13 protein-coding genes are annotated in these 12,424 nt (G+C 65.1%); 8 read left to right on the top strand and 5 right to left on the bottom strand.

Going from position 1 to position 12,424, the window contains the following annotated elements; translation table 11 throughout:
* Nucleotides 1-64 precede the first annotated feature (64 nt).
* Together AC5W7N_RS18775 and AC5W7N_RS18780 are read right to left on the bottom strand one after the other, a co-directional pair.
* Entirely contained in the window at nucleotides 65-781 is a 717-nt protein-coding gene (locus tag AC5W7N_RS18775) for an HIT family protein (RefSeq protein ID WP_130915562.1), read from the bottom strand.
* Nucleotides 774-1,820 carry an aldo/keto reductase gene (locus tag AC5W7N_RS18780; protein ID WP_197731452.1) on the bottom strand — a complete coding sequence of 349 codons (1,047 nt, stop codon included), beginning with the start codon at nucleotides 1,818-1,820 and terminating at the stop codon, nucleotides 774-776. The genes AC5W7N_RS18775 and AC5W7N_RS18780 overlap by 8 nt, the downstream gene beginning before the upstream one ends.
* A gap of 167 nt (nucleotides 1,821-1,987) precedes the next feature.
* Between AC5W7N_RS18780 and AC5W7N_RS18785 the strand changes: the two genes are divergently transcribed.
* On the top strand, nucleotides 1,988-2,593 hold the full coding sequence (locus AC5W7N_RS18785; protein ID WP_130915560.1) for an NUDIX hydrolase: 606 nt from the start codon (nucleotides 1,988-1,990) through the stop codon (nucleotides 2,591-2,593).
* Here AC5W7N_RS18785 and AC5W7N_RS18790 read toward each other — a convergent pair.
* Nucleotides 2,563-3,315, bottom strand: coding sequence for an endonuclease/exonuclease/phosphatase family protein (locus AC5W7N_RS18790; protein WP_165448789.1), 753 nt, complete (start codon nucleotides 3,313-3,315; stop codon nucleotides 2,563-2,565). The genes AC5W7N_RS18785 and AC5W7N_RS18790 overlap by 31 nt on opposite strands.
* A 454-nt stretch (nucleotides 3,316-3,769) precedes the next feature.
* Here AC5W7N_RS18790 and AC5W7N_RS18795 point away from each other — a divergent pair, with 454 nt between their 5' ends.
* Nucleotides 3,770-4,384, top strand: a complete 615-nt coding sequence (locus AC5W7N_RS18795; RefSeq protein ID WP_130915558.1) for a hypothetical protein — start codon at nucleotides 3,770-3,772, stop codon at nucleotides 4,382-4,384.
* Nucleotides 4,385-4,483: 99 nt separating this feature from the next.
* Here AC5W7N_RS18795 and AC5W7N_RS18800 read toward each other — a convergent pair whose 3' ends face one another.
* Nucleotides 4,484-5,002 carry a hypothetical protein gene (locus AC5W7N_RS18800; RefSeq protein WP_130915557.1) on the bottom strand — a complete coding sequence of 173 codons (519 nt, stop codon included), beginning with the start codon at nucleotides 5,000-5,002 and terminating at the stop codon, nucleotides 4,484-4,486.
* A gap of 193 nt (nucleotides 5,003-5,195) precedes the next feature.
* On the opposite strand from AC5W7N_RS18800, the gene AC5W7N_RS18805 reads away from it, so the two are divergent.
* The 4 genes from AC5W7N_RS18805 (at nucleotide 5,196) to AC5W7N_RS18820 (ending at nucleotide 9,345) form a co-directional block, all read left to right on the top strand.
* Entirely contained in the window at nucleotides 5,196-6,284 is a 1,089-nt protein-coding gene (locus tag AC5W7N_RS18805) for a DUF4192 domain-containing protein (protein WP_130915556.1), read from the top strand.
* Between the two features lie 638 nt (nucleotides 6,285-6,922).
* Nucleotides 6,923-7,519 carry a hypothetical protein gene (locus AC5W7N_RS18810; protein WP_130915555.1) on the top strand — a complete coding sequence of 199 codons (597 nt, stop codon included), beginning with the start codon at nucleotides 6,923-6,925 and terminating at the stop codon, nucleotides 7,517-7,519.
* Nucleotides 7,520-7,874: 355 nt separating this feature from the next.
* Entirely contained in the window at nucleotides 7,875-8,678 is an 804-nt protein-coding gene (locus tag AC5W7N_RS18815; RefSeq protein WP_130915554.1) for a class I SAM-dependent methyltransferase, read from the top strand.
* A gap of 82 nt (nucleotides 8,679-8,760) precedes the next feature.
* On the top strand, nucleotides 8,761-9,345 hold the full coding sequence (locus AC5W7N_RS18820; protein WP_130915553.1) for a hypothetical protein: 585 nt from the start codon (nucleotides 8,761-8,763) through the stop codon (nucleotides 9,343-9,345).
* A gap of 150 nt (nucleotides 9,346-9,495) precedes the next feature.
* On the opposite strand, the gene AC5W7N_RS18825 is transcribed toward AC5W7N_RS18820, so the two are convergent.
* On the bottom strand, nucleotides 9,496-9,873 hold the full coding sequence (locus AC5W7N_RS18825) for a DUF6283 family protein (protein ID WP_232052004.1): 378 nt from the start codon (nucleotides 9,871-9,873) through the stop codon (nucleotides 9,496-9,498).
* Nucleotides 9,874-10,210: 337 nt separating this feature from the next.
* On the opposite strand from AC5W7N_RS18825, the gene AC5W7N_RS18830 reads away from it, so the two are divergent.
* Both AC5W7N_RS18830 and AC5W7N_RS18835 read left to right on the top strand, forming a co-directional pair.
* A complete protein-coding gene (locus tag AC5W7N_RS18830; protein ID WP_495921941.1) occupies nucleotides 10,211-10,921 on the top strand; it encodes a hypothetical protein in 711 nt (236 codons plus the stop codon).
* A gap of 225 nt (nucleotides 10,922-11,146) precedes the next feature.
* Entirely contained in the window at nucleotides 11,147-12,385 is a 1,239-nt protein-coding gene (locus AC5W7N_RS18835) for a hypothetical protein (RefSeq protein ID WP_130915551.1), read from the top strand.
* Nucleotides 12,386-12,424: the final 39 nt, after the last annotated feature.

Raw genomic sequence — 12,424 nt, forward strand, 5'->3', positions numbered from 1 at the left:
CTAAATTCGGAGAGCTGAATCGAAATGACGGCGCTCTGCGGTGTGGCCGAGATGACTGTCACTATCACCGCCGATTCCTGCTCCCGCCCTCTGTGGCAGGTTCCAGGTATTTGGGCAGTGTCAGTGCGGCGTCGATGGTTGCGCGCATGTTGTCGAGGAAGGGGAAGAGTACGCCGTCCCACTCGTCGGGTTTGCTGATTTGTGCGGCGAGGAGGCGGCGGAAGTATTGGCTTTTGGCGCCGGTGGCGATAGCGATGGCGCCGCCGTGGGTGTCGGAGTGGGTGAACAGGTAAGGGTGCCCGTCCCCTCGGGCGACGGTGTCGCGGGCGGCGTCGAGGTAGGTGCTGGTTTCGGTGGTGGTGAAGTCGCGTTGTAGTGCGGTGAGGTAGGTGTCGGTGGTGCCGATCGGGGCGACTTGGGTGTGGGCGTGGTCGGCGCAGGCGCCGCCTTTTTCCCGGAAGTTCTTCGCGCCGTGCTCGAAAACATGGGCTTCTGCCCCGAATTCGGCGGTGAGCCAGGCTTTAACGCCGGTGAGGATGGTGTCGAATTCGGTGTCGAGGTGGTCGGGGAGGTAGCCGAGGGACAGGATGTGCTCGCGCGGGATGATGAGGGTGTAGCCGGGGACGAGGGCGTCGGCGCCGGGGACGACGATGAAGTTGTCGCTTTCGTAGAGTAGATACGATTCGCCGATGTCGCGGCCGAGGAGGTCCCACAGCAGGTGGGAGTCGGGCCGGCGTTCGATTTCGGCGCAGGAGATGCAGATCGCGCGGCGGTCATCCATTGTGAGCTTCTTTCGGTCGTGATTCGTCGGTGAAGACCTGCCCGGTGCCGTCGAGCTGCCGCTGGACGTCGGCCATGATGCGGCGGGCGGTGTCGATGGTGTGAGCAGGCGGCGGGTCGCCGAGGCAAGTCATGTTCGTGGTGATCTGTTCGGCTCTGGTGAAACCGACCAGGACTGCGGCGTTGTCACTGCGTTGCAGGCACGACCACAGAGCGATGCGGATCAGGTCGGCGGGGTCAGGGCCGGCGAGGCGACGGAGTTGGTCGAGTCCGTCGGTGATGATCGTGGCAGCATCGGGCGTGAACCAGCGTTTGCGGGATCGGTGGTCGGCGGGTCCGAATTGGCGGGGACGGGTGGGGTGGTGGCTGCCGGTGAGCAGGCCTTGGGCGAGGGGTTTGGTGATCAGGACGCCGCAGTTGTGGTGGTCGGCGAGGTGGAAGATACCGGCCCGGGATTGGGGCGTGAGCAGGTTGTCGCGGACGGCCAGCACGTCGGGGTTGATGATGTTGAACAGCTGCTGGAAGCGCTGGTATTTGTTGCCGGTGGTGGCGCCGGTGAGCCGGTCGAGGGCGTGGCGGTGTGGTCCTCGCATGCCGATCGCGCGGATGAGGCCTTGGTCGCGGAATCCACGCATGGTGTCGATGGCTGCGTCGAGGTAGGCGTCGTTGTCGCCGAAGTCGGGGTGGTGAAAGAAGTAGATGTCGAGGTGGTCGGTGCCGAGGTTGTACAGGCTTTGCTCGAGCTGGTGGCGCATGTGCAGGGGCTGATAGCCGTGCGCCGCGGTTCCTCGGAAGTATCCGACCTTGGAAGTGATCACGACGGCGTCGCGGGGCACCTGCGCGAGAAACCGCCCGAGGGTGCGCTCGGCGCGGCCGTGGCCGTAGACGTCGGCAACGTCGAACAGGGTGACGCCGTGTTCGTAGGCGGCGCGCAGCCCTGCGAGCGCGTCGGTGTCGTCGATCGGTCCCCAGCCGATCGGTAATCCGAGGTTGGTGGTGGGCCCGCCGATCCCCCAGCATCCGACGCCCAACGCGGACACTTTGAGTCCGCACGCTCCAAGCCGGCGAGTGATCATTTGCCCTCGTCTCCCCTGCCGATGTCGGCACATGCCAACGGGTTCGGATGCGGCATCCCGGCCGGGCGTGCCGCCGCTGGTAGGGTGCGGGCCACACCCGCAGGTGGGGCCGTCGAGGCAGTGGAGGGAACGTGGTGTCGAGCAGTCAGCATGCGCGCCAGACCGTGCGCGACCTGGTCGAACAGATCAGCGTGTTCGACGAGATCGAAGGTGCAGCACGTTCGTTCGCTCTCGATTGGATCGACTCGGGCGCAGGCCTGTTTCGCGTGCATCCGCCTGATGAGCCGAATCCGCATTTGTGCGTGTACGCGGTGCTTGTCGACGATGTGCGCCGAAGGCTGCTGGTCACTGATCATGTCAAGGCGAATGCCTGGTTGTGTCCCGGTGGGCACGTCGACGATGGCGAGGATCCACGTGCGGCGGTGCTGCGGGAGGCGCGGGAGGAGCTGGGGATCGAGCCCGCGTTTCATCCGCGCTTCGCTGCCGGTGATCCGTTCTTCCTCACCGTCACCGCCACGCGGGGTGACCATTCGCATACCGATGTGACGTTCTGGTTTCTGCTGTCCGGGTCGGAGGAAATGGAGTTGGTACGCGATCCTGCCGAGGCCCGCGAGCTGCGCTGGTTCGCCATCGACGATCCCACCGAGTGGTCTGACCCCGACCGTTTCGATCCGGGCATGCTGCGTTTCCTGCGGAAGCTGACTTCTCACCTGGATGCACCAGCCTCGGTCGGCTGAGCAGTGGCGTAGCCGAGGACGGTAACCATCGCAGCGTGGTCGCTGATCCCCGTCGTGCGGGTGCTGTGGTCATAGACGCACATGGTGAGGGCGCGGGTGTCGTCGGCGCTGACAAAGGTGTGGTCGATGCGTTGATTGCCGTATCGTTCGCTGAACCAACTGTGTTCGACAGTATCGGGGTGGATCACTCGGAATGCGTCGCGCAGGCCGAGGGCGATCAGGTCGCTGTAGAAGCGGTAGTCATGGGCTTCGAACGCCGGAAGCCGGGGTTGGTGGCCGGGTTCGATGATGTTGAGATCCCCTGTCACCAACATTGCCGGAGTGGCGATGCTGGTCAGGTAGCCGATCGCGTGCTGCTGGAATATGCTGCGCCGGTGGCTGCTTTCGGCACTCATGCCATTGGTCGGTGCATACATGCCCACGGTTCGCAGCGTCCCACCGGTGATGTGGATGTCGAGGGCGGCAATACGGGGTCCGACGCGACTGTCCGGCACCGCGGTCGTTGTCAGGCCGCGGGTGGCGATGACCGCGAAATAGGGGTCGTCGGAGCTGGAACGGTTCGCTGTGGTGATGGTGTAGCCCTCGGCGCGCAGGCACGCCAGCAGCTCCCGGCCGCCGTCGGAGTTCTTCATCTCCGTCAGCACCAACACCTGGTCGCCGCGCCTCAGCAGCCATTGCTCGAGGATCTGGCCGCACGACAACTGGGCACAACCGTCAGCCACGATCGACTACTCGAAACGGGCTCCGACCTCGTGTTATCGAGAAACGCGGCGCAACTATCCGCAACTAATCGGGGCGCTGTACGACCCGACGACGAACAACTTTGTTGAGAGTTTCCTGCGAGTGGTTCGGGTTCGGATCCGGGTGCATTGCCGCATGCGTCGCACCTCTGAGACGTTCCGATTGGCCGCATGGCGGCGCGCCGCCACGACCCTGGCCCTCAACGATCAGGCTCCTCACCTTCCAAGTCGACGAACCATCGTACACGGTGGGGCCTTTGAGGTCTCGCAAAGACGACACGCCCGGGATGCACAACACGCCGACAACTTCGCCCCTCAGCAACCTACCGGCAATCTAAGTCTCGACAGTGGATTCGAAGCCATGTTGGATATACCCACGCGTTCAGGAGGGCGGGCGCAGAGTCTCCCGTGCGGCACATAAGCGAAGGAGGTAACTATGGACATCACCTGTCCGACGTGCAGGCGGGTTGATTTCGTCCAGAGCGTGCCCGCTCTTTGTTCACAAGGCGTATCAACCGACTATTCCACCGCTATATACAGCGGGACGGGTTTAGCCGCGAGCGGGCTGGTCCCCGTGATCGGAACTGCCACGGTTGAACGCACGCAAACCTCGGCGTTGGCCGCCAGCCTGGCCCGCGAGCCAGAGACTCGTCCGACTGGTCGGCTATTTCTCATCGCATCAGTGTTGCTGCTTATGGCACTGCTTATGGTGGTGCCAGCCGTCGACGCCTACAGGACCTACCAGCCCACCGAGCCCGGTGCGGCGCACTCCGTCAGTACCCTGGTTGGCGCTGCACTGGTGCCCGGCATCTGGGCTATCCCTGCTTCACTACTTGCCGGTGCCGCAGTGCGGCGAAGCCTGCACAACTGGCGAGTCCTGCGGGTGCGGCCGCGCGCCAATGAAATCTGGCGAGCGGGTTTCTACTGCCACCGCTGCGGCCATGCCTACTGGCCATATTCTCCCGCGCCAGGTATCCCTGCTCGTCAGGCGCTGGCACCTCAGCAATTCCGCTGGTGCGTCTGGCAAGCCAGCGGTATCCAGAAGGTCTGAGTTTGACGCCTACCGCCCCTAATTCCGGGAGCACGGCGGTGATGGAGGGTGCGCGACCGCTCCGGAATTGTCAGCTCCTGCGCTGACGCTGTTCGAACATTAACCGCCGCTGCTGCTGGTCGGACTGCCGGGAGAATTGGGTTCGGTTACCGTTTTGTTGTCTCTCGGCACTGTGAATGTTGCGCGATCAGTGCTGCGGCTCGCACCACCGTCACTGTCCTGAGTCGCACGTGCAGTCGCCAGTAGCTGGCGTACGTGTTTCGGAGAGGTCTCAAGTAGTTCGCTGATCTCGACTTCTGTCAGCCCTGTTTCACGCATGCGGGCAGCTGCGGCTGCTTGCAGGGCGTGGTGTTCGGCTTTCTCTCGTCCGGCACGTTCTTCGGCTACCCGAATCCGCTGCCGTAGCGCGGTCACTTCGGTGTCGAGTTTCGCTTCGCATTCGCTGATCGCGTGCCATTCGGAGATGTAGGTCTTGATCGCAGCGCGTATCACGCGTTCACGTTCCCGTGCTTCGTCTTTGCGGCGGCGCTCGCGTTCACGTGAGCGTTCAAGTCGTTGGATGAGTTCGGGGGGACGTGTTTTGCGCGACGAGCGTGTCGGCTTCGACGACATCGGCATGGCCTTCCACCGTGACCGGCCTGCCTGTTCTCCCGCCACCAATACTACGCACGCTCCCCGGCCCGCTGACGAACAGACCTAGCCACGAACGACCCCGAATGGTCCGTGATGGCCACGATCTCCCATATCGATCTGCCGGGCGGCTGCTTCCGCCGTCCAACATTCGCACCCTCGTCTCCGGGAAGGACATCACATGCAAGTCGATCTGGACCGCTTTTTCGTGCCCGCGCGGTTGATCGCGTCGGTTCCCGGTGCGCTGGGGTACTGGCCGCACCGGCGGCTGGTGTTGCTCATGGCCGTAACGCCGGTTCCAGATGAGCAGCCACAATGGGTGCAGTCGCTATTTGTCACCTGGCCGGTGGACGCGCCGTCGGCCACCATGTTGGCCGACGCACGGCGTCTGGCCACGAACGCGAACGCCTCCGCTGTAGCTGCTCTCATTGTCGACGACCGGCTCGCCAGCGCCGATCCCGGATCGCGGGGTTCGGCGGGGCATCGTGAACTGGTCGATGCGTTGGTTGAGGGGTTCGATGCCGGTGCCGGTCCGGTACCACTGATCGCGGTCTGGGGTATCAGCGAGATCGTCGCCGGCGCCGAATGGTTCACGTTGTGTGGTTCACCCGAGCGCGGTGTGATCGAGGACCCGTTGCAGAATCCGGCCACGTGCGAGCGGGCCGAGCGCGGCCAGGAGGTGTATCCCAGCCGGGAGGCACTGGTGCAGTCTCTGGCACCTGACCGCGAGCTGATCGAGCAGATCCGCCAGCACACCACCACCGCTGCGGATCCCGATTTACCCGCACCGGGATACCGGCAATCACCAGACCATGACGCAGCCGAGGATCACCCTCGGCAGAGCCTACGTGCGGCGCTCGAGCTGCTCGGCTGCCGGGAAGGACGCCCTCTGAGTTCTGCTCAGCTGGCTCGCTTGGCTGAGTTGATCGGTGACAGCAGCGTTCGCGATTGTTTGTTCGCTGTAGCGAACACCGCCTGCGCCGCGGCGGCTGAGGCGACGTGGGTGCTGCTCGTTCGCGGGCTCACTGGACCCCACCGGGCACATGCAGCGGTCTTACTCGCCTACAGTGCCGCTGTGCGGGGCGATACGGTCCTCGCGTCGATCGCCGTCGGCATCGCCCTCGAGACCGACCCGCACCACGAGATCGCGGTCCTCCTCGATGCAGCGATCGAGGTCGCGATCCCACCACAGAAGCTGCTGCGGCTGGCCCACAAATCCGCACGACGAGCAGCCGCCCTGGGAGTCGAGATCCCCCAGTCGTCGACGTGACAAGCCCGCGGAACACCCTGGCCGGAACCAGACCCGTTGACCCACACCCGTTATCGAACAGACCGTCGCCTTATCGCCCTCATCGCGGCCGCGCCGACATGAGGCACCCGCCACGCTCTCTGGCGGCTCGACGACGGACGCAATACCACCGCAGATGCATTTCTCATCGAGGAGGCGTTCTTGTCTCAACAGCCAATCATGCCCTCAGCTACGCCTAGCCCAGCTGGCGTTGAGCCCGCCGATCTGATGGCGGGCATCACGGCCGCCGGAGTGGTGTTGTCGCGGCTGTCTGCGGCCTTGGATGCTCTGCTCGCGGTCCTGACTGCGGGAGATTTCGTCTCCGACATCGCCACCCGCACGACCTGCCGGGAAGTCGACGCGGTGGCCGAATTCCTGCGCGAGCTGGGCTGCCCGGGTCCTGCCGCGCAGTGGATCGATGACCACGCAGCCACCGATGACTGCGGTGACACCCACTGCCTCTGCCCCGCGTGCCGCACCCCTGACCGACACGCCCCACCACAACCTATCCGTGCCATCTCTGCGACAACGAACGACGTTGCCCTTCAAAGCCTTCAAGTCCCCAGCCCACCGACGTCGAGTTCGGCCCGCTGCGGCCCGCCACAACCAGGAGAGTGAATATGGATCCGCGAACACCGCCAAGATCGATCATCGAAGCATCCGCTGACGTGTTCAGCGAGGCCGGCGCCGAATTCGCCCGCACCATGGACGCCACCTTCGACCAGTTCGACTGGGCCGAGGACGAGATCCGGCGTGGCCAGCGGCGACACCAGCATCACCGTGACGTGCTGCATCACAGCTTCGGGCTACTGGCGCCCACCCATGACCTGATGAGCCGGGAGTTCGTCTACCGATCGCACTGTCGTGAACTGCTCGACCGGGTCGCAGATGGCTCCGACACAACGGCCGGCACCGCGGCCGAGGTGGCGCTGTCGCTGGTGCAGGCCAGTCACGCCGCCCCGTTGAACACCGTCGCGTTCGGACTGTATGTGCGTATGTGGAAGCTCGCCGGGTTTCCGGCGCTGGACGCGCTGGGGTCAGTCGAGGTCCATTACGAGGCGATCGCCGCCTCCGAGATCGACGACCTTGAGAACTGGACCCGTACGAAACTCGCGGTCCGCGACCGGGCCCTGACCAGCATCACCTGCCGCGGCCACCACCACGACGAACCCGTCAACTGCCGGTTCGCACACGCCACCGACCGCGTGGCGGCCTGAGCCAACCAGCTCCAGACAACGGCCCTGAATGTGGGCGATCGAACCCGCGGTCTCGCAAGGACGCTGCTTTACGCCGCGCATGTCGGCGCCCGGGATGTGGCACGTCCGTGTTCCGCCTGAGCAACCAGGAGCCTCGACCGGCACTCACAGTCGTCGGCGCCCCCGGATTGACTTTGCCTGCGAATAGGCCAGCGGTCCGGCCACCGTGCCGACGGTCGCACCTCACCACACAACACCGGTGCCGGTTTGCGTCATGCGGTTCGACCCCCGCGGTGACGAGTTCGGCTGGAGGGACCTAGGCCCTCTGAAAGGGACGTATATGCGGCCATCTCATACATCTACTAGCAGGAGGTCAATGGTGGGCAAGATGTCCAAGCGCGCGGCTGCTGCGCATCGTGAGGCGTGCGCGTTGGTGCAGCTGCGGCGAGAGCTGCGTGAGGACGAGAAGTTGTTCGTTCTGGCCAACTTTCAGGAGTCCAGCCACAGCGGTCAATCCGCGGAGGGGGCGTTCTTCACGCCGGCCGGGTTGGCGCGGGATATGTCGATCGAGGTCGTGGGTCCTCGTCTGATCGATCTGGGTGCGGGAATCGGCCGGTTGGGGTTCGCGTGCCGGGATCTGTGGGGCCGGACCAACGGCGAACCCGATCGGGAACTGGTGTGTGTGGAGCGCAACCCCGTGTTCGTGCAGGTGGGCCGTAAGGTGTTGCCCGAGGCGCGGTGGTTGTGTGGTGATCTGTTGCGCGTGCATCTGGAGCGGATGCCGTTGTTCGACACCGCGATCGCCAACCCGCCCTTCGGCACGGTCGCCCGCAGCCGTGATGCGCCTGGCTATCGCGGTCCCCGATTCGAGTACCACGCGATCACGATCGCAGCACGGGTGGCTCGCCACGGCGTATTCCTGATTCCGCAGTCCTCGGCGCCGTTTCGCTACAGCGGACAGCCGCGGATGCAGTACGGGTGCGCTGACGCGGAATACGAGCGTTTCCACACCGCCACAGCCATCACCCTGGACCCCAGCTGCGGCATCGACACCAGCGGCTACCACAACGACTGGCACCACCCGCCCGTCGCCACCGAAGTCGTCACCTGCGACTTCACCACCCTCGCCGGCGCACGCGAGTCGTCGCGGCCCGCAACGACACACTCCTTGGCCGCCTGACCACGAGTGGCCAGCTGGCTAGCAGCACGCTGGCCGCGCGATTGATTGCGCCGGCTTGTCTGCGATCTGATCGAGGAGACCCGTGGATATGGATGTTTTTGAGCCTGTAGAGGTTCCGGTCGGCGACGGCCGGGTCTACCGAGTGCGCTTTCCGCACGATCCGGATGCCGAATGCCCTCGCAGTTCGGATGGCAATCACGCGCTGCTGCTGATGAACCGAGGTGGCGCTACCGTCGTGAACGAGATCGCGGCGAGCTCCGAGCCACACGCGCGAGCCGTGGCGCATTTTCTCGGCGAGCACCGGGGGGATTCCGATGCGGTGGTTCGGCGCTACGTGATGTGGCGGGCCATCACGGGCAGCCCGTACCGGCTGATCTCCGGCAGCGGGTATGCCACGGCCTGCCAATCGGATTGGATGACCTGGTACGCGCTGACCGAGAACACGAACACCGCCCGCGTCGAGATCGAAATCTATCGGAGATGGCTTGCCGGGGAAGTGTTCGGCTGGTGCCTGTCCGGGCCCGACGGCAGCCGCGTCGATTCTTGCTTCGGCTACTACGATCGCGAGGCCGCTGATGCCGATTGGCGCGCCGAATTACGAGCTCACGAGCGTCAGTTGCGCCAGCAGGCCAGCGTTGCCGGTGCCGGCCTGATCGGCGTCATCTGAGCCCTCCGGGCGGATCACTCGCTGCAGCCGTGCTGGGATCCTGCTGCACGAGATCGACGTGCAGCAAGCTAACCACCCGGTGGGTACGAGCCGCTCTGAAATCACCGCGCGGCCAAGTTCTCGGTGGGATGTGTGTTTCGTGGCTGTCGGTCAGTCGCTGCTGCGCCGCCGACGGGCCTGAGCGGTCGTCATCGCCGTGTATGACTCGAATAGCCTTGGCCATCCATCGCCAGGATCGAGTGTGCCTGGATCGAGGCGGCCAATGGCGATGGCCCGGCGTATGCCCAGATGGTGATAGCCGACCGCAGCGAGCCAGCCCGCGCACGCCTGCTCGTGGCCTTCGGCGGATTTGTGGCAGGCGAACATCGGCGCATCGAGGCCTGCTTCTTGGCCCGGGCCTCCACTGGTGCAGGCCATGTCAGCGAACCGCTCGGCGCTGAATTGTCCTGGGGCGACATCGCGGCGCCACGGGCACTCCGCACATGGACGCCGGCGATGGCGAAGCGGTTCCGCCGACGATCCGTCCATGTCAGGTGAGGCCACAGAACTTCTCCCGGTTTCGTGCGATCAGCAGATCGAAGGCTACGGCCTGCCCCGTGCCGAGGCCACCCAAACCGTCGAGAACCCGCATGGAGTGCCTGAACGGATTGCCCCTTGTTGTGGTCCGGTCGCTGGCTCCGGCACCCGGCATTGGATCAAGTGCACACGTGCCGTGCGCTCCGACTCGCCGAACGACCGTGCCCTGGCGAGGGCAACTCCAGCGGCCGCGGCGACACCTAACACCGCTAACACCGCCGGTGTGCCGCAACGCGTATCGCGGACCAGCCACGACCCGCCGTCCCCTCCCCTTCCCGCCGCTTCCCGAGTGAGGACACCCATGTACGGATACCAACTCGTCGCGTCCCTGACCGAGGACCACCACCATCACATCGAGGTCGCTGTGTCGGGCCCGCAGGCGGGATCGGTGACGATCGGCTCGCTGGCCGAGTTCGTGGCACTGATCGCTGAACTCGGCGACCATGCCAGACGGACCCGGATCGAGTTGATTGTCGAGCACACGGTGCACCAGGACCTGACCGGCGACGACTGGATACAGCTGGCCAATGTCGAATACCTGACCAGCACTCATGGTGAATCGCTCACCTGGCGTAGTAACAGCCTGTCCCGGTCGCTGGCCGTGGTGGTATTCGACGGATTTGCCTTCGAGGGCAACGGGCTGGCCGCCGAGGTACCGGATGCCCTCGCCGCAGACCTCGAAACGCTCCACGCCGAGCACTACATCGACGACTCCGACGCCCGCCACGCGGTCGAGGCGGCACTGATCACCTGCAACTGGGACTACTGCATCCGCTCGGATCTGCGATTGCCCGATCGGGTCGAGGAGTTCTGGCAGAAGTTGACGCCCACCCAGCAGCGCGAGGTATTCGATCGGGCCCTGAGCCGTCTGGTCGACGAGCACGGCTGGTCTCCGGAGTTCGAATCCCGCGGTGATCAGTTGATCATCGACCTGCACCTGCTCGCGCAGGCGATCACCGCGGTCCTCGGCCGCGACGCCGTCGAGGACAGCTCCGCGTAATGCCAGCACCCCGGCAAGCCGGAGTTGACCGCGTCGCGACCACAGCCCCGAGCTGCTCGACCCAGGCGACTGCCTGGCCGCCGCACCGCGCGAGGACGTGTGGTCCTGGCTTCTCTCCCGCGTCCGCTGTCGGCCGACCGTGCTGACCGTCGCGCTTTCCGCTGCACCGCAGCCTGTTTCCGGGTGCGGCGTCTGTCCTGTCCATTCGTCGTGAGGAGTTGTGCCGTGTCGGTTGCTACTGCTGTTCGTCATGCTGAGTTGGGTGATCTGGTCGGGCTGTTGAATCGTCAGCAGGCGGCCAAGGTCGATGTCGTTGCCCCGGCGTCGGCGCTGCGCGCTCGGGGCGGGTTGATCGAGGTGTCCGGGGTCGACCCGGTGTTCGATGAACGCGGGGTCACCGCCGTCAACGGCCTCTATCTGCCTACGGGTGCGGCGGATACCCAGATCGGGAGCAAGCTCAAGATCCCGGTCGGCTACCTGAAGTGGCTTCGGGAGCAGGAGCGCAGCGACCTTTATGACGCGAATGTCAACGGATTGCTCCACGGCCCCGCCGATCCCTTGGTGCCGGGTGCACCGGAGGATCGGTCGTTTCTGCTGCGCCTGTTCACTTCCGGTGTGCCGGGTGAGCCGGGGGTGTTGCGGGCGTTTCTGTCCGATCGCTACGGCATCATCGACAACCTCGATGTGCTCACCGCGGTGCTGGACGGGATCCGCGCGGCCGACACCGACGTCGCCGTTCGCTCCTGTGATCTGACGGAGACCTCGATGCACTGCAAGGTGTATTCGCCGAAGGTGTCGGCGCTGGCCCCGGCTTTCTTGGCCAACTACCGCAATCCCTTCGCCAACCCGGAACTCGAAGCCGAACGTCGGCGCGCGGCGGGTGATCTGGATCGTTGGCGTCCGGTCGCTGCGCGGGAGGGTCAGGGCTTTCGGCCGGGCGGTGAGCCGGTGGTGTTCGCTGGGTTCCGGTTTTCCAACTCCGAAATCGGCCGTCACGCGGTGACGTTGAAGCCGGAGTTGCTGGTTCAGGTGTGCCGGAATGGGTTGACGTTGCCGATGTTCGCGTTCACCAAGCGTCATCTCGGTGACAAGCTCGATATCGGTGTCGCGGGGACTTGGTCGCAGGACACCTATCGCAAACGCCTCGCGGTCATCACCGCCGAGACCCGGGACAAGGTCGCCGAGTGGCTGTCGCCGCAGTTTCTGGCCGCTCGTGTAGCCGAGATCGAACGCCACGCCTCCACTCCGGTCGCGCAGCCGGATAGGACGATCGAGGTCGTGGCGAAGAAGCTCGGCTTCAGTGAGGACGAGCGCGCCGGTGTCTTGTCGCACTTCATCGCCGGCGGACAGCTGACTGCCGCCGGGATCGCCAATGCGGTCACCAGCTACAGCCAAACCATCCCCGACGCCGACCGCGCCGACACCCTCGACGACCTGGCCCTGCACGCCATGACCCTCGTCTGAACACCCCACCCTGCCAACCCGTCCGCCGGGCACACCCCT

It is taken from the genome of Nocardia sp. CDC519, assembly GCF_059509835.1.

Excerpts from the sequence above, each read along its gene's own strand:
- AC5W7N_RS18775 (WP_130915562.1), bottom strand. The coding sequence starts at position 781 with ATGGATGACCGCCGCGCGATCTGCATCTCCTGCGCCGAAATCGAACGC.
- AC5W7N_RS18795 (WP_130915558.1), top strand. The coding sequence starts at position 3,770 with ATGGACATCACCTGTCCGACGTGCAGGCGGGTTGATTTCGTCCAGAGC.
- AC5W7N_RS18800 (WP_130915557.1), bottom strand. The coding sequence starts at position 5,002 with ATGCCGATGTCGTCGAAGCCGACACGCTCGTCGCGCAAAACACGTCCC.
- AC5W7N_RS18805 (WP_130915556.1), top strand. The coding sequence starts at position 5,196 with ATGCAAGTCGATCTGGACCGCTTTTTCGTGCCCGCGCGGTTGATCGCG.
- AC5W7N_RS18810 (WP_130915555.1), top strand. The coding sequence starts at position 6,923 with ATGGATCCGCGAACACCGCCAAGATCGATCATCGAAGCATCCGCTGAC.
- AC5W7N_RS18815 (WP_130915554.1), top strand. The coding sequence starts at position 7,875 with ATGGTGGGCAAGATGTCCAAGCGCGCGGCTGCTGCGCATCGTGAGGCG.
- AC5W7N_RS18825 (WP_232052004.1), bottom strand. The coding sequence starts at position 9,873 with ATGGACGGATCGTCGGCGGAACCGCTTCGCCATCGCCGGCGTCCATGT.